General features: G+C 62.1%; 21 protein-coding genes. 7 read left to right on the top strand and 14 right to left on the bottom strand.

Features of this window, described 5'->3' with window-relative positions; translation table 11 throughout:
• Positions 1–93: 93 nt before the first annotated feature.
• On the top strand, positions 94–711 hold the full coding sequence (locus QLG02_RS05195; protein ID WP_282464693.1) for a riboflavin synthase subunit alpha: 618 nt from the start codon (positions 94–96) through the stop codon (positions 709–711).
• An 89-nt stretch (positions 712–800) separates the two neighbouring features.
• Here the strand turns inward: QLG02_RS05195 and QLG02_RS05200 are convergent, their stop codons facing one another.
• From QLG02_RS05200 to QLG02_RS05215, 4 genes are all read right to left on the bottom strand, one after another.
• A complete protein-coding gene (locus tag QLG02_RS05200) occupies positions 801–1,004 on the bottom strand; it encodes a CPXCG motif-containing cysteine-rich protein (RefSeq protein ID WP_005301298.1) in 204 nt (67 codons plus the stop codon).
• A gap of 138 nt (positions 1,005–1,142) precedes the next feature.
• Positions 1,143–1,802: a hexitol phosphatase HxpB gene (gene hxpB, locus QLG02_RS05205; RefSeq protein WP_282464694.1), complete on the bottom strand. Its 660-nt coding sequence runs from the start codon at positions 1,800–1,802 to the stop codon at positions 1,143–1,145.
• Between the two features lie 128 nt (positions 1,803–1,930).
• Positions 1,931–3,109, bottom strand: coding sequence for a formate-dependent phosphoribosylglycinamide formyltransferase (gene purT, locus QLG02_RS05210; protein WP_282464695.1), 1,179 nt, complete (start codon positions 3,107–3,109; stop codon positions 1,931–1,933).
• Positions 3,110–3,194: 85 nt separating this feature from the next.
• Positions 3,195–4,085, bottom strand: coding sequence for a DMT family transporter (locus tag QLG02_RS05215; RefSeq protein WP_042006472.1), 891 nt, complete (start codon positions 4,083–4,085; stop codon positions 3,195–3,197).
• Positions 4,086–4,310: 225 nt separating this feature from the next.
• Here QLG02_RS05215 and QLG02_RS05220 point away from each other — a divergent pair, with 225 nt between their 5' ends.
• The gene (locus tag QLG02_RS05220) at positions 4,311–4,898 is read left to right on the top strand and encodes an FMN-dependent NADH-azoreductase (protein ID WP_029302932.1); all 588 of its coding nucleotides are present in this window, start codon (positions 4,311–4,313) and stop codon (positions 4,896–4,898) included.
• A 96-nt stretch (positions 4,899–4,994) separates the two neighbouring features.
• On the opposite strand, the gene QLG02_RS05225 is transcribed toward QLG02_RS05220, so the two are convergent.
• From QLG02_RS05225 to QLG02_RS05240, 4 genes are all read right to left on the bottom strand, one after another.
• Complete coding sequence (locus QLG02_RS05225) at positions 4,995–5,174, bottom strand: hypothetical protein (RefSeq protein ID WP_017408281.1); 180 nt, start codon at positions 5,172–5,174, stop codon at positions 4,995–4,997.
• Between the two features lie 163 nt (positions 5,175–5,337).
• On the bottom strand, positions 5,338–5,526 hold the full coding sequence (locus tag QLG02_RS05230; RefSeq protein ID WP_016350843.1) for a DUF4250 domain-containing protein: 189 nt from the start codon (positions 5,524–5,526) through the stop codon (positions 5,338–5,340).
• Entirely contained in the window at positions 5,523–5,993 is a 471-nt protein-coding gene (locus tag QLG02_RS05235) for a MarR family winged helix-turn-helix transcriptional regulator (protein WP_016350842.1), read from the bottom strand. Before QLG02_RS05235 ends, QLG02_RS05230 begins: the two co-directional genes overlap by 4 nt.
• A 168-nt stretch (positions 5,994–6,161) precedes the next feature.
• Positions 6,162–7,376 carry a UPF0149 family protein gene (locus QLG02_RS05240; RefSeq protein WP_282464696.1) on the bottom strand — a complete coding sequence of 405 codons (1,215 nt, stop codon included), beginning with the start codon at positions 7,374–7,376 and terminating at the stop codon, positions 6,162–6,164.
• A gap of 212 nt (positions 7,377–7,588) precedes the next feature.
• On the opposite strand from QLG02_RS05240, the gene QLG02_RS05245 reads away from it, so the two are divergent.
• Complete coding sequence (locus QLG02_RS05245; RefSeq protein WP_039214397.1) at positions 7,589–8,461, top strand: S1-like domain-containing RNA-binding protein; 873 nt, start codon at positions 7,589–7,591, stop codon at positions 8,459–8,461.
• A complete protein-coding gene (locus QLG02_RS05250; protein ID WP_282464697.1) occupies positions 8,462–8,773 on the top strand; it encodes a DUF1289 domain-containing protein in 312 nt (103 codons plus the stop codon).
• Between the two features lie 41 nt (positions 8,774–8,814).
• On the opposite strand, the gene QLG02_RS05255 is transcribed toward QLG02_RS05250, so the two are convergent.
• On the bottom strand, positions 8,815–9,138 hold the full coding sequence (locus QLG02_RS05255; protein WP_016350838.1) for an HI1450 family dsDNA-mimic protein: 324 nt from the start codon (positions 9,136–9,138) through the stop codon (positions 8,815–8,817).
• A 144-nt stretch (positions 9,139–9,282) separates the two neighbouring features.
• Between QLG02_RS05255 and QLG02_RS05260 the strand changes: the two genes are divergently transcribed.
• A complete protein-coding gene (locus QLG02_RS05260) occupies positions 9,283–9,417 on the top strand; it encodes a hypothetical protein (RefSeq protein ID WP_256123504.1) in 135 nt (44 codons plus the stop codon).
• A gap of 18 nt (positions 9,418–9,435) precedes the next feature.
• On the opposite strand, the gene mtgA is transcribed toward QLG02_RS05260, so the two are convergent.
• The 5 genes from mtgA to minC form a co-directional block, all read right to left on the bottom strand.
• Positions 9,436–10,218 carry a monofunctional biosynthetic peptidoglycan transglycosylase gene (gene mtgA, locus QLG02_RS05265; RefSeq protein ID WP_282464698.1) on the bottom strand — a complete coding sequence of 261 codons (783 nt, stop codon included), beginning with the start codon at positions 10,216–10,218 and terminating at the stop codon, positions 9,436–9,438.
• A complete protein-coding gene (locus QLG02_RS05270) occupies positions 10,203–10,529 on the bottom strand; it encodes an HI1450 family dsDNA-mimic protein (protein ID WP_016350836.1) in 327 nt (108 codons plus the stop codon). The genes mtgA and QLG02_RS05270 overlap by 16 nt, the downstream gene beginning before the upstream one ends.
• Positions 10,530–10,717: 188 nt before the next feature.
• Positions 10,718–10,984, bottom strand: coding sequence for a cell division topological specificity factor MinE (minE, locus tag QLG02_RS05275; protein ID WP_011705991.1), 267 nt, complete (start codon positions 10,982–10,984; stop codon positions 10,718–10,720).
• A 2-nt stretch (positions 10,985–10,986) separates the two neighbouring features.
• Entirely contained in the window at positions 10,987–11,799 is an 813-nt protein-coding gene (minD, locus tag QLG02_RS05280) for a septum site-determining protein MinD (protein ID WP_011705992.1), read from the bottom strand.
• A gap of 18 nt (positions 11,800–11,817) precedes the next feature.
• Complete coding sequence (gene minC, locus QLG02_RS05285) at positions 11,818–12,540, bottom strand: septum site-determining protein MinC (RefSeq protein WP_282464699.1); 723 nt, start codon at positions 12,538–12,540, stop codon at positions 11,818–11,820.
• 107 nt (positions 12,541–12,647) lie between these two features.
• Between minC and QLG02_RS05290 the strand changes: the two genes are divergently transcribed.
• Both QLG02_RS05290 and QLG02_RS05295 read left to right on the top strand, forming a co-directional pair.
• Entirely contained in the window at positions 12,648–12,929 is a 282-nt protein-coding gene (locus tag QLG02_RS05290) for a YcgL domain-containing protein (protein ID WP_011705994.1), read from the top strand.
• Entirely contained in the window at positions 12,926–13,885 is a 960-nt protein-coding gene (locus QLG02_RS05295; RefSeq protein ID WP_282464700.1) for a lytic murein transglycosylase, read from the top strand. Before QLG02_RS05290 ends, QLG02_RS05295 begins: the two co-directional genes overlap by 4 nt.
• Positions 13,886–13,975: the final 90 nt, after the last annotated feature.

A 13,975-nucleotide genomic window follows, 5' to 3' on the forward strand; every position in this document is an offset into this window, starting at 1 on the left:
CTATAGCGATCGGCCGCCCGCTTGTCAGCCAGTGCGCTTGTCTGGGGCCCGTGGCGAGGTTACCCTGCCCTTTTTCGTAGCAGGAGACGAGACATGTTCACCGGCATAGTACAGGGGACCGCCGAACTGGTGGCCATCGACGAGCTGCCCAACTTTCGCACCCACCTGATCCGCATGCCGAACCCGGCCTGGGGCGAGGGGCTGGCGCTGGGCGCCTCCGTGGCCCACAATGGCTGCTGCCTGACCGTCACCCGGGTCGAGGGGGAGCTGGTCAGCTTCGATCTGATGCAGGAGACCCTGCGCCTCACCAACCTCGGCCAGCTGCAGCCGGGGGACAAGGTCAACGTGGAGCGGGCGGCCCGCTTTGGCGACGAGATTGGCGGCCACGCCATGTCCGGCCACATTATGGGCACCGCACAGGTTGTCTCGGTCATCGACACTCCCAACAACCGGCAGGTGTGGTATCGCCTCGCCCCAACGCTGATGAAATACGTGCTGACCAAGGGTTACATCGGCATCGACGGCATCAGCCTCACCGTGGGAGAAGTGCGCAGCAACGAGTTCTGCGTCAATCTCATTCCCGAGACGCTGGCTCGCACCAACCTGGGTTGGGTCAAAGCCGGCTGGCACACCAACATCGAGATTGACCCCCAGACCCAGGCCATCGTTGACACGGTGGAGCGGGTACTGGCGGCCCGTCAGCCGGGGTAAGCTGACCCACGCGCCCTCAGGGATTTGCCATAGAAAAGGGCCTGCATCATGCAGGCCCTTGGCGATCTTGTGGGTGGGTTCACTCGCAGTCAGAACATCTGTTCATCGTCTGCGTCCACAAACAGTTGCAGACAGTCGCGCGCCTCATCCCGGTGCAGTCGCAGGTGGATGGGGTTGCAGCAGGCCATGCAATCCTCGTAGAACTCCTGATCCCCCTGGCTGGCATCCAGCTCGACCCGGGTATGATGGCCACAGTGGGGGCAGACGATGCGCTTGCTGGTGTACTCGATCATGATGACCTCCTCGGGCCCGTGGGCCGCCTCTCTCCCCTGATTCTAGTTGGTTCGCACTGTCCTGACCGCGAGCAAGCGCACGTTTATGACCGGGATCAAGGGAGGCAGGAGGTCAGTCCGGCAGCGCCTGCGTGCTGTTTACTTGACCCAGTTGGCCAGCATCTCGGCATCCAGCTCGGTGAGCGAGCGTAGCTGATGATCGGCAATGGCCAGACGGGGATCGCCCACCAGCGCGGGGTCCGGCACGATCAGCGCGGCCATGGAGGCCGCCTTGGCCGCCAGCAGGCCGGTGAAGCTGTCTTCTATGGCCAGGCAATGCACCGGCTCCACTCCCAGCTTCTCGGCGGCGTGGATATAGACATCCGGGTGTGGCTTGCCGAAGCGCTCCACCTCGGCGGAGTGAACCGCCAGGAAGCGATCGCGAATGCCGAGCTTGCCGAGCACCGCCTCCACCATGGCAAAGGGGGAGGAGGTCGCCAGACCCACCTTTAGGCCCTGGGCCTCGATGAGATCGAGTGCCTCCAGCACGCCGGCCTTGGCCTGACCTTCGGAGAGGATCAGCGCGTTGACCCGATCCAGGATGCGCTGCACCACCTCTTCCTGGCTGGGGCCGCTCCAGGGGCGCAGTCGATACCAGTGGGCCACCAGCTGATCGATGCGCACGCCGATGGTCGATTCGCAATCTTCCACCGTGTGGGGATGACCCAGCTCGGAGAACACGGCCATCTGGGCCCGTTGCCAAAAGGGTTCCGAGTCGATCAGAACACCATCCATATCGAAGATCACGGCAGTTAACATCTTGTACTCCTGACATAGGTGAAGGGGGGATTATAAGCGAGGCGCCTCAATGCAAAAGGGGCATTGCCATGCCCCTTGCGCCGGATCACGCAGGCAAACGTTTGTTTGTGCGAGACAAAAAATAGTGGTCAGAAGAGCACGTCCACCCCGGCGGCCACGGCTTTGGCCTGCTCGACAGCGGTGGGGCAATCTGCAGCTCGGGCCAGCGCCACGCCGAGTCGGCGGCGACCGGCGATCTCCGGCTTGCCAAATAGCCGCAACTGGGCACCCGGTACCAGCGCCAATGCCTCGCCAATCCCCTGATAGCGGATGTCCTGACTGTGACCTTCGCGCAGCACCACGGCGGAGGCGCTCGGCCCGTACTGGGTGATGGTGCCGATGGGCAGCCCCAGAATGGCGCGCACGTGCAGGGCGAACTCGGAGAGATCCTGAGAGATGAGGGTCACCATGCCGGTGTCGTGCGGGCGCGGCGAGACCTCGCTGAACCACACCTCGTCACCCTTGATGAAGAGCTCGACCCCGAACAGACCGTAACCACCGAGCGCCTCGACCACCTTGGCCGCCACGGCTTTGGAACGGGCCAGCGCCAGCTCGCTCATGGCCTGCGGCTGCCAGGATTCGCGGTAGTCGCCATCTTCCTGCCGATGACCGATGGGCTGGCAGAAGTGGATGCCATCGACGGCGCGCACCGTGAGCAGGGTGATCTCGTACTCGAAGGGGACGAAGCCCTCGACGATCACCTTGCCACGGCCGGCGCGACCCCCCTCCTGGGCATGGGTCCAGCTCTCGTCAAGGTTGGCGAGGTCCCGCAGCACGCTCTGTCCCTTGCCGGACGAGCTCATCACCGGCTTCACCACGCAGGGCAGACCGATGGTGTCAACGGCGGCGACGAACTCCTCCTTGCTCTGGGCAAAGCGGTAGGGGGAGGTGGGCAAGCCCAGCGTCTCGGCGGCGAGGCGGCGGATCCCCTCCCGGTTCATGGTGAGCTGGGTGGCGCGGGCATTGGGCACTACCTTGACGCCTTCTTGCTCGAGAGCGGCCAGGGTATCGGTGGCGATGGCTTCAAGCTCGGGGATGATGAGGTCGGGTTTGACCTCGTTGACCAGGGCGCGCAGGGCGGCGCCGTCCAGCATGTCCAGCACATGGGCTCTGTGCGCCACCTGCATGGCGGGGGCATCGGCATAGCGGTCGGCGGCGATCACCTCGATGCCGAAGCGTTGCAGCTCGATGGCGACCTCCTTGCCAAGTTCGCCGGAGCCCAGCAGCAGGGTGCGGGTGGCGCCGGGGCGGGTAGCGGTTCCAAACATGTGATCTCTCCTGATGTCGTGAGTGATGGTTGATGGCCGCTATTGCGCGAATAGCGGGCAAAAAAAGAGGCACGCATGGCGTACCTCAGGAAACGGATTTGTGGGCGCGCTGCTCCAGATGGGTGAGCAGGGTGATGGCGCCGATGATGATGGCGGCCCCGAGCCACAATCGGCCGGGCGGCGCCCAGCCAAACACCAGCCAGCCGGCCAGCACGTTCATGGGCAGCTTGGCAAAATCAAAGGGTTGCACGAACGAAGCCTCGGCCACGCTGTAGGCACGGGCGATGGACATCTGGGCCAGTGCCGACAGCACGCCGGAGGCAGCCACCAGCAGCCACTGGGTTTCGCTCGGCCACTGCCACTCCGGCAGCGCCAGCATGGCGTTGAACGGGGTGCTGAAGATGAGCAGGTAGACGACGATGGTGTGGGACGACTCGCTCGCCGCCTGATAGCGCACCAGCAAGGAGTAGCCGGCCCAGAACAGGGCCGCCGCCACCGGCAGCAGCGAGGCCCAGCTGAAATCGTCGGTCCAGGGGGCCAGGATCAGCATGGCGCCGACAAAGCCGGCCAGGGTCGCCAGAATGCGGGCCCGGCTCACCTGCTCTTTGAGAAAGAGCGCCGACCCCAGGGTGGCAAACAGCGGCGACGTCATCAGCAGCGCGATGCCTTGCCAGATGGGCACGGGCACCGCCAGCGCCCACAGCCAGAACTGGATGCCGACCACCGCCAGGGCGACCCGCAGCAGGTGCAGCCGCAGCTGGTTGGTCATCAGCGACTGGCGCAGACCGTGACGAATGAGCCAGGGCAGCAGGCAGACCAGGGCAATCAGATATTGATGGAAGGCGACCTGGGTCGAAGGAAGGCCGAGCTTGAAGCTGACATACTGGCTCAGGCTGTTGACGGCGGCGAAGCAGAGGCCCGCTACCATCATCCAGACTGCACCGGCAAAGGGAGAGTGCCTGCGCGAGGGTGTCATGGGATCCGGAACGCTGAAAAAAGTGCGGCGGATCATAACGGCAATCGTTTGTTCTGCCAAGCCTTGGCGGGGCGAGGGAGCGGAGGCTGGCGAGAGAGTGAGCTAACATCAAATATTTTGAATAAGTTGAGCATCTATTTTCGCTATCTGTATAGAAGCCCAATGTTTAGAGTGACCTCCATCGACAGCACCGCTGTTCAACCGACAACCAAATGGAGTTTCACCATGGCCAACATCCTCGTACTCAAGTCCAGCATCCTGGGTCAATATTCCCAATCCAACGCCCTGATCGACGGCTTCCTGGCCGACCATCCGTCCGACACCGTCACCGTGCGTGATCTGGCGTCCCTGAACCTGCCGGTACTGGATGGCGAGCTGGCCATGGGCCTGCGCGGTGGTGAGAACCTCAATGAGCGTCAACTGGCCGTGCTGGCCCAGTCCGACGAGCTGGTTGCCGAATTGAAGGCAAGCGATCTGGTGGTGATTGCCGCCCCCATGTACAACTTCAACATCCCGACCCAGCTGAAGAACTGGATCGATCTGGTGGCCCGCGCCGGCGTTACCTTCCGTTACACCGAAACCGGTCCGGTCGGCCTGGTGGAAAACACCCGCGCCCTGGTGATCAGCCCCCGCGGCGGCATGCACGTCGGCAGCGCCACCGATCTGGTGACCCCCTACATGCGCACCGTGCTGGGCTTCATCGGCATCAAGGAGGTGGACTTCATCTACGCCGAAGGCATGGGCATGGGCCCGGATGCCCAGGCCAAGGGCATCGAGCAGGCCAAAGGCCAGCTGGAGACGCTGGCACTCTGATCAAGACGGCACTTTGCCAGACGTCAGAAAGCGACAACGCAGCCCTCGGGCTGCGTTGTCTGTTTTGGGGTCTTGTGGCGAATGAGGCCGGACAGGTCAATCCCGCAGAAAGCGGCGACAGCCGCTGCCGACCATCAGGCAGACCGCTACCAGGGAGCCCAGCAGCAGGGTGGTGAGCCACTGCTCGGCGCTGTCGGGCAGGCGCGGTGAGAAGAGGCTGATCATCAGCAGGGCACAGAGGGTGATCAGGCTGGTCGGGCGGGTCAGGAACATCATGGGTCATCCTTGGCTGCGGCTGGTAAGTAGAAGGCTAACCGCGGTCTGTGACAGCAAGATGTATCCATACCTCTTGCCGCAGGTCAGTTGACCGGGGTAGCCATCACCATAGCAGCTTTTGCCGCCGGAGCTAGCGGCATGGGCCGGGTTGTGATCCGGATCCCTATCTGAACTGCTTCTGATCTTCCTGATAGTGGAAATCGCCGCTGGCCAGCCTGGCGACCAGCGCCGCCTTGTCGAGATCCTGCGCCTTGCAGAGATCATCGAGATCATCGAAGCGATCACGCAGCTGCATGTTGACCAGGCTCAGCAGCATGTTGACGTCCATGGTGGCAAAGTTGTTCAGGTTCATGAGGGTCGCTCGCTATCCAGCAGGTGAAGTTGTTCGATGGCGTCGCTGACGCTTTGCAGGTGCAGACGAATGGATTGACGCGCCTCGGCCGGCAGGTAGTCGGTGAGGGTATGCTGCCAGCTGCCCGCTTCGGTCTTGAGCTGCTGGAACAGGGTGAGCCCCGCCTGAGTGAAGGAGACCAGGCTGACCCGCTTGTCGTGTTCGCTGCTCTCGGTGAACAGGATCCCTTTCTCCACCAGCCGGTGAATTTCGCGGGAGATCCGCACCTTGTCCATCCCGCTCGCCTCGACCAACTCTTTCTGGCTGATGGGGTAGTTGGGGCCGAGCACCATCATCAGGCGCCATTGGGGCACCGTCAGCTGATAGCGCTGCTGGTAAAACTGCTCAAAGGTGTCGCGCACCATCTCGGCGGCGTGAACCAGCTGATAGGGGGGATAGTGGGCAAGCAGCTCTATGATCTTTGACATATGACATCCTGCTGTGACGGCTGCATCGGGTGCAGTTTCTCTTGATACTTTGGCCTTGATGATACGTAACACAAGGCCGTTTGTCTGAACATGCACCAGAGAAATGTGCGGTTGCGCACGTCATCCGCCGCAACCGGGTCTGTTCGAGGCTGGTTTTGTGGCTGCGGCTCAGCCTTTGCGCAGCCAGATCAAGGCGTTGTGCTTGAGCCAGGCCTCGCGGCTTTGCAGGGTGTAGAGCGCCGCCTCGTCGCGACTGCCCGCCTGCCAGCTGTGGGGCTCCTGTTTGGGCAGCTTGCGCTGGCCCAGCAGACAGGCCGGCACATGGGCGTTGGCCTTGATGGCGGCGCTCAGCAGCGGCTGCGCAGCCTCGGCCCCCGCGCAGACAAACGTCATCAGCGCCTTGTTGTAGAGCAGCCAGCTGGAGGCTTCATCAAAGCGCACCAGCAGGGCCTGCAGCGCCTGCCACTCCCCTTGCAGGGCATAGAGGCTGGAGAGGGGATAGCGGCAACCCAGCTCGTCGGCCACGCACAGCTCGAGCAGCGCCAGATATTCGCTGCGCGCCTGTTCCAGCTGGCCGAGGCGCAGCAGACAGTCGGCCCGTCCGGCCCGGGCGGCCAGCAGCGGGCGCGCTTCGTGGGCACTCCAGCCATGGCCGGCAATCTGCTGCCAGAAAGCAGCGTCGAACAGCGGCTCGGCGTCGGCGATCACCTTGTCAAACCAGCCGAGGCGGCTGTGCGGATCGCGACTGGCGTCGGCCAGTTCGAACCACTGCTGCCACTGCTCGGCCTGCTGGCTGTCCAGCGTCTGCTCCGTACTCGGCACGGCCTGATACTCGTCCAGTTGCAGCAGCTGGTTGAGGGCGGTCTTCATGTTCTGGCGCTGGCGCTTGCAAAACTCCATGAAGGGGAGGTCGCTGCCAGCGGCCGAGTGCAGCATCTGCGCCATGGGCTTGTCGCGAAACAGGCTCAGCTCGGCGGCCAGGCTGAAACGGTACTGGGTGGTCGGGTCGTTCAGATCCTTGGGCTTGGGCCAGGTGGCAAAGCCCTGGCTGAAGCCGTAGCACCACTGACCGAGCGGGTGACTCTGCTCGAAGACCTGCTCCGGGCTCTCGGTGGAGAGGCGGCACTGGCTCGGCAGAGCGAGCTGGGCCTCATCGGCCTGGGCTTCCAGCTCGGCGATCAGATGGTACAGCGCGTCGCGGCTCTTCTCATCCAGCTCGGCGTCATGGGGCAACAGACCGGCCAGCGGGGCCTGCCAGTCAGGGGCATCCGGCCCGACCAGGCGGGCGCACAAAAAGCCGTGCAGCGCCGGGTAGGTCATGTCCTGCCCACTGTGGGTCTGGATCCATTGATTGAGATGACGGGTACGAGTGGATGGATTCATCGACAGTTCCTCTGGATTTTGACAGCGGCGAAGTCTACCCAAAAGTGGGGTTATTTGCAGCTAAAGGGCGGCTGACTGGCGATTATATCGCCGTAAAGCGGCCAAAAGGCCCTGAAAATCACCCGCGAACAGGGCAAGGGACTAGGCCCTGTTACCGCTCTTGGGGTAACATGCGCGCCCATACGGACAATGAAAAATTGGCCATCCGGACAATGAAAGAAGAGAACACCATGCTACAGATTGGCAAGATGAACACCCTTACCGTAGTCGAGCTCGAAGAGCGCGGCGCCTGGCTTGCGGCCGACGAATATGGCGAGCTGCTGCTGCCCAAACGCCAACTGCCGGAAGGGGTGGCCGAGGGCAGTGAGGTCAAGGTCTTCCTCTATCTGGATGCCGACTGCGAGCCGGTGATCACCACCGACAAGCCGTTTGCCATGGTGGACGACATCGTCGGCCTCAAGGTGGTCAATGCCAACAAGATCGGCGCCTTCCTCGACTGGGGCATGAAAAAAGATCTGTTCGTGCCGACCCGTGAGCAGAACAAGCCGATGCAGGTGGGCCACGTCTATCTGGTGCGGCTGATGCTCGATCACGAGGGCCGCATGGTAGGCACCAGCCGCCTCGAGCGCTTCCTGCGCACCGACAAGCCCCCCTTCAAGGCGGGTGACGAAGTGACTGCCCTGCCCGGCGAGCGCACGCCGCTCGGCATCAAGGCGATCGTCAACGGCGAATACGCTGGCATGCTGTTCAAGAACGAGGTGTTTGGCCGGGTGACCACGGGTCGGCCACTGACCGCCTGGGTCAAGCAGGTGCGTGACGACGGCAAGCTGGACCTGACCCTGCAAAAGCCGGGCATGGCGCGGATGGACGATGCCGGCGAGCTGATCCTGGCCCGTCTCAAGAAGCAGGGCGGCAGCCTGGCGGTGGGTGACAAGAGCGAACCCGAGCTCATCTACAAGCTGCTCGGCATGAGTAAGGGCACCTTCAAGAAGGCCATCGGCGGCCTCTACAAGCAGGGCAAGATTGTGCTCGAGGACAACTGCATCACACTCGTGGCTGCCGATAACGCGCCGGATGGCGAATAAGTGCCGAGCCCCTGCATTGGCCATTGCCAGGCAAAAGACGGCCTTTGTCTCGGCTGTGGCCGTACCCTGACCGAGATAGGTCGCTGGTCCGCCATGGACAGTGATGCCCAGCTGGCGGTCATGGCGCAGCTGGACGGTTCAACCAGCACCCACCGCTGCCCCGGCTGCGGTGAGCCGGCATTTTGCGCCGTGTCAGCCGGCACGACCATCGCCGAGTGCTGGTGCAGCCAGTTGCCGGCCCTGCCCATGGGGGAGGCCAGCGCCTGCTGGTGCCGCCGCTGTCTGGTCAAGGCCATTGCGGCCCGCCCCTGAGGGGCTTTACAGAAAAGAGAAAGGCGCCGAGGGCGCCTTTTTCATGCCTGTTGCTGGCGGTGCCAGCGCACGTGGACATCGTGCTCATTGAGATGGCGGGGCAGCAGGAAGGTGGCGAAAATCACCTCAAACTCCTCCTGATGATCCAGCAAGCCGACCCACACCTCGACCCAGCGCTCCATGTCGACCGGCACACCGAGTTCGGCTGACCAGTCGGCGTTGGGCAGGGTCGCCTCGACGGCGCCACGCTGTTCGAACTCCAGGGTGATGTCGACGATTTGTTCGGGGGCCAGCATGTCTGCGGCCTGCTCAAGAAACTGATCATAGGCCCATTCGACCAGTTGATCCGGGGTACGTTGTTCCATGAAATCACTCCAGATACATCGAGGTTCGCTACTGTAGCAATTATTGGCGGTGGCGGCCAGACCAGTGGCCATGGTGCGCCGGGTCTGGGCAAGGGCGTCGGCAAAGGGGTATGGTTGAAGGGGGATGGCCAAGGGAGAGGTGCCATGAAACGACGGACAAGGCGACAGCAGATCAAACGGCGGCGAGAGGCCTGGTGGTGGCACTATCTGCCGCTGCATCGGGGCACCATCGGCGGCCATCTGGGCCCGCCGGCAGACGACCCGGCCGCCAGTAGTTAAGCCTTGGCGGCCAGCTGGTCAATCGGCCTGATGCACCTTGTTGAGGGTGATCTGACCGAGCTGGCCCATCTGACGGCGGATCCAGGCCGAGCGCTGCTGAACGTAGGGCGAGGGAGGCTTGACCCGATAGCGCCAGGGATTGGGCAGGGCGGCGGCCAGCAGGGAGGCCTCGTAGCGGGTCAGGCGGGCGGCCGGTTTGCCGAAGTAGTGCCTGGCAGCGGCCTCGGCGCCGTAGATGCCGGGCCCGAACTCCACAATATTCAGGTACATCTCGAGGATGCGGGACTTGTCCCAGCCCAGCTCCATCAGCAGGGTGAACCAGGCCTCGATCCCCTTGCGCAGGAAGCTGCGATCGCTCCACATGAAGAGATTCTTGGCGGTCTGCTGGCTGAGGGTGCTGGCGCCGCGCACCCGCTCACTGTGCTGATTGTGCTTGAGCGCCGAGCTGATGGCATCCATATCGAAGCCGTTGTGCTCGGCAAAGCGTTGATCTTCGGCGGCGATCACCGCCAGTTGCAGCTCGCGGGAGATCTGCTCGAGCGGCACCCAGTCGTGCTTGACCTCGGCTACCTTGGCCGGTGGAAACAGCGCCCGCTCGAGGCGCCAGGTCCACATGGGTGGATCGATGAAGCGCAGCAAGGCCACCGAGACGATGGTGCTGAGCAGTGCCGCCAGCAGCAGTTTGCCGAGCCCGCTCAGCAGGCGTCTGGCGAGGGCTGGACGTACGGGGTCGGGCTCCTGCTCTGGCTCCCAGACGTAGTGGCTGGGATCATCGGGATCCGGAATTATTGGGGCAGCCATTCGATGTGGCAGAACTTCTCGTCAACACGGCGGGAGAGCAGCATGCGGGCGAACAGGTGCTCGTACTCTTCCTGTTCGTTGCCAAGCCCGATCCAGACTTCGGCATAGTCGGCGTCGCTGACTTCGAATCCCACGTCCGCTTCCCAGTCATCGGCCGGATCGGTTTCCGCCAGCAGGCCGCGATCGTTGAACTCCTGATTGAAGCGGGCAATCTCTTGCTCCGGCAGGTTGTCGGAGGCCAGCTCCATGAAGAGTTCCAGAGCGGTGTCGAGCAGTTCCTCGACGCTGTGCATTTCGTCGTTCAAAGACATAAGCGGTCTGTTCCAGCTGAAAATAAAAGAAAAACCCCGTCGGCAAGGCCGGCCGGTGGCGCGCGGTATTCTAGCTGGCCCCTGCTTGCTTGGCGAGTACGGCTGGCGGCGCCGTGGCAATAAAAAACCGGATCCTGGCACAGGATCCGGTCTTCATTGGGGGAAGGGGTCACGCATAGGGCGTCAGCTCATCCCTTCTTGTCATCGGCGAAGGTGATGTTGAGCTCCAGCACGGACAACTCATCACTCTTCTTGTCCAGCTGGACCGTGATCTTGTCAGGGTCTATCTGCACATATTTACGGATCACGTCGAGAATATCCTGCTTGAGCTGGGGCAGGTAATCCGGCCCCCCTCTGGATGAACGCTCGTGAGCCACGATGATCTGCAACCGCTCTTTGGCCAGTTGTGCGGTGCTCTGTTTCTTGTTGGAACGAAAATAATCCAATAATGACATGCTTAACTCCCGAACAGTCGGCTAAAGAAGCCCTTCTTTTCTTCTTCCAGAAAACGAAAATCCTTGGTGTCGCCCAGCAGACGGGCAACGGCATCCTCATAGGCCTGACCGGCATCGGACTCCTTGTCCAGGATGACGGGTTCCCCCGAGTTGGAGGCACGCAGCACCGCCTGGGACTCCGGGATCACCCCGAGCAGTTTGATGGCCAGGATCTCCTGCACGTCCTGCACGCTCAGCATGTCGCCACGGTTGACGCGAGTCGGGCAGTAGCGGGTGAGCAGCAGGTGTTCCTTGATCGGGTCTTCGCCACGCTCGGCGCGGCGGGACTTGGAGGCCAGGATGCCGAGGATCCGGTCCGAGTCGCGCACGGACGAGACTTCCGGGTTGGTGGTGACGATGGCCTCGTCGGCGAAGTAGAGCGCCATCAGGGCACCCGCCTCGATCCCCGCCGGGGAGTCGCAGACGATGTAGTCGAACTTCATCTCGGTCAGCTGATCCAGGATCTTCTCGACCCCTTCACGGGTGAGGGCGTCCTTGTCCCGGGTCTGGGAGGCGGGCAGGATGAACAGGTTTTCGCAGCGCTTGTCCTTGATGAGGGCCTGGTTGAGGTTGGCCTCGCCATTGATGACGTTGACGAAGTCATACACCACGCGCCGTTCGCAGCCCATGATGAGGTCCAGATTTCTCAGACCAATGTCAAAATCGATGACCACGGTCTTGTGGCCACGCTGAGCTAAACCGGTACTCAGGGCCGCGCTGGTTGTGGTCTTGCCAACGCCACCTTTACCCGATGTAACGACTATGATTCGCGCCATTCTCGCTTCCTTGTAACTCTATTTGATACGGTCTATACGGAGTTGTTCGTTATCCAGCCGGACATGAACCGGCTGCTGGATGAGGCCGGCCGGCAATGCATCGCTCAGCTGGAATGTGCCTGCGATGGAGAGCAGCTCGGCCTGCAATTGCTGGCAATAGATCCGTGCCTGGGGGTTGCCCTTGGCACCGGCAATGGCCCTGCCGCGCAGAGTGCCATAAATATGAATACTGTCGTCGGCGATCACTTCGGCGCCCGGACTGACCGAACCCAGCACCACCAGCGAGGTGCCGGCGGCATAGAGCTGCTGGCCGGATCGCACCGGGCCCACATGCACCTTGCTCGCGACCAGCGGAGCCGGCACGGCTTTCACCTCGACGATGGGGGCCGGGGCTGGGGCCGGCTCTGGCTGGGGTTGCGGCTCGGCCTTGCGGCTCTTGCCGGAGGCCATCACCGCCAGTCCGGCCGCCTTGGCGGCCGTCTTCATCACCTCGCTCTGGGCCCCCGTGATCCCGACCAGCACGAAGTCTTCCGATTCCACCAGCTCCTTGAGCTGTTCGAAGTCGGGGATATCGGTGAGCCGTTCCACATTGATGACGAGGGGGGCACAATTAAAAAACTGGGGCGCCTGAGCCACTTTGGCCGCCAGCAACTGGCGGATCCGCTCAGGTTTGCCATCGCTGATATGCAACACAGAAATAGTGAAGGTGGTCCCTTTCAATTCGTTATCGCGCTCAACCATGAATCTTCCCCGAGACAGAGACGGTAATCCGTTATTGTTATTCAATTCCCGATGTTATAGTTTGCCATCCTCAGAGGCAATAAACCGGTTGGATTATATCAATTTCCATGTTGTGTGCAGTCTATAAAAGTCGCAAAAAAGCCGAGACCTATCTTTTTGTTGAAAGAAGAGAGGATTTTTCCCGCGTACCCGAGGTGCTGATGAGTGCATTCGGCCGTCCTGAACTTGTATTGATGACCAAACTGGACCCAGCCAAGCCCTTGGGGATCGCCTCCACCAGCCGGGTGATGGAGGCGCTGCAGAGCCAGGGCTTCTATCTGCAGGTGCCACCGCCACCGGAAAACCTGCTGGAACAACACAAGGCCCAATTAAAGGCCGAACGGGAATGAAGGGTCGGCTGGCTCTGTTATTGATAAGCGGGATCATCAGTTACCCGCTGCAGGCCAGCCCCGATTTTGAACATTATGTGACGGGCCTCAAACAAGAGGCCCTGGCCGCCGGGATCTCGCCGGCGACGGTCACCACCGCCTTCGCCGATATTCACCTGATCGAGGTCGCCATCCGGCACGATAAAAATCAGCCGGAATTTAAACAGACCCTCGCCACTTATATTCCTCGCGCCGTGCCGCAATGGAAAGTCAATCAAGCCAAACGGCTATATCGTCAGTATTTGCCGCTGCTCACAAAAATAGGAGCGGAATATGATGTGCAACCTCGTTTTATTGTCGCGCTGTGGGGCATTGAAACCAATTTCGGCAAATTGACCGGCAAATATCCGCTGGTGTCGTCGCTGGCGACCCTGGCCTGGGAGGGGCGCCGCGAAGCCTTCTTCAAAGGGCAGTTGTTCGACGCCCTGCGCATTCTGGAGCAGCAGAAAATGGCGCCAGCCGATCTCAAGGGATCCTGGGCCGGCGCCATGGGGCAGGTGCAGTTCATGCCCTCGTCCTACCTCAAATATGCGGTCGATCAGGACGGGGACGGCAAGCAGGATCTGTGGGGGAATCTGGCGGATGTGTTTGGTTCGGCAGCCAATTATCTGCATCAGAACGGCTGGCACGGGGATGAAACCTGGGGTCGTCGGGTGAGGGGGCCGGCAGGGCTGGATCCTGCGCTGATCGGGCTGGAGGAGACCCGGGCGCTGTCGGCATGGCAGGCCCTCGGAGTGCGCAAAGTGGATGGGGCAGACTTGCCGCAGGCGTCGCTGCAGGCCTCGCTGGTGCAGCCCGATGGGGAGGGTGGGGCTGCCTATCTCGCCTATCCCAATTATCGGGTGCTGCGCGACTGGAATCGCTCCCACTATTTCGTGGTGGCGGTGGGCACCCTGGCCGATCGTATCGTGGAATAATCGATAATGGTGCCGCCAGATTTGCCGCGGTGGGCAAGCAGCCAGCGTGGGAATAACGATCGGATACGGCGAACTCGCCGGGCGAGGCGG

This window comes from Aeromonas sp. V90_14 (genome assembly GCF_029967615.1).
Lineage (GTDB): Bacteria > Pseudomonadota > Gammaproteobacteria > Enterobacterales > Aeromonadaceae > Aeromonas > Aeromonas hydrophila.

Coding starts and splice junctions, on each gene's coding strand:
- minC (WP_282464699.1), bottom strand. CDS start 12,540: ATGGTTGAGCGCGATAACGAATTGAAAGGGACCACCTTCACTATTTCT.
- QLG02_RS05200 (WP_005301298.1), bottom strand. CDS start 1,004: ATGATCGAGTACACCAGCAAGCGCATCGTCTGCCCCCACTGTGGCCAT.
- QLG02_RS05240 (WP_282464696.1), bottom strand. CDS start 7,376: ATGAATCCATCCACTCGTACCCGTCATCTCAATCAATGGATCCAGACC.
- QLG02_RS05255 (WP_016350838.1), bottom strand. CDS start 9,138: ATGGAACAACGTACCCCGGATCAACTGGTCGAATGGGCCTATGATCAG.
- QLG02_RS05295 (WP_282464700.1), top strand. CDS start 12,926: ATGAAGGGTCGGCTGGCTCTGTTATTGATAAGCGGGATCATCAGTTAC.
- QLG02_RS05225 (WP_017408281.1), bottom strand. CDS start 5,174: ATGATGTTCCTGACCCGCCCGACCAGCCTGATCACCCTCTGTGCCCTG.
- QLG02_RS05260 (WP_256123504.1), top strand. CDS start 9,283: ATGAAACGACGGACAAGGCGACAGCAGATCAAACGGCGGCGAGAGGCC.
- QLG02_RS05215 (WP_042006472.1), bottom strand. CDS start 4,085: ATGACACCCTCGCGCAGGCACTCTCCCTTTGCCGGTGCAGTCTGGATG.
- QLG02_RS05245 (WP_039214397.1), top strand. CDS start 7,589: ATGAAAGAAGAGAACACCATGCTACAGATTGGCAAGATGAACACCCTT.
- minD (WP_011705992.1), bottom strand. CDS start 11,799: ATGGCGCGAATCATAGTCGTTACATCGGGTAAAGGTGGCGTTGGCAAG.
- minE (WP_011705991.1), bottom strand. CDS start 10,984: ATGTCATTATTGGATTATTTTCGTTCCAACAAGAAACAGAGCACCGCA.
- QLG02_RS05235 (WP_016350842.1), bottom strand. CDS start 5,993: ATGTCAAAGATCATAGAGCTGCTTGCCCACTATCCCCCCTATCAGCTG.
- QLG02_RS05195 (WP_282464693.1), top strand. CDS start 94: ATGTTCACCGGCATAGTACAGGGGACCGCCGAACTGGTGGCCATCGAC.
- mtgA (WP_282464698.1), bottom strand. CDS start 10,218: ATGGCTGCCCCAATAATTCCGGATCCCGATGATCCCAGCCACTACGTC.
- purT (WP_282464695.1), bottom strand. CDS start 3,109: ATGTTTGGAACCGCTACCCGCCCCGGCGCCACCCGCACCCTGCTGCTG.
- QLG02_RS05270 (WP_016350836.1), bottom strand. CDS start 10,529: ATGTCTTTGAACGACGAAATGCACAGCGTCGAGGAACTGCTCGACACC.
- QLG02_RS05220 (WP_029302932.1), top strand. CDS start 4,311: ATGGCCAACATCCTCGTACTCAAGTCCAGCATCCTGGGTCAATATTCC.
- QLG02_RS05230 (WP_016350843.1), bottom strand. CDS start 5,526: ATGAACCTGAACAACTTTGCCACCATGGACGTCAACATGCTGCTGAGC.
- hxpB (WP_282464694.1), bottom strand. CDS start 1,802: ATGTTAACTGCCGTGATCTTCGATATGGATGGTGTTCTGATCGACTCG.
- QLG02_RS05290 (WP_011705994.1), top strand. CDS start 12,648: ATGTTGTGTGCAGTCTATAAAAGTCGCAAAAAAGCCGAGACCTATCTT.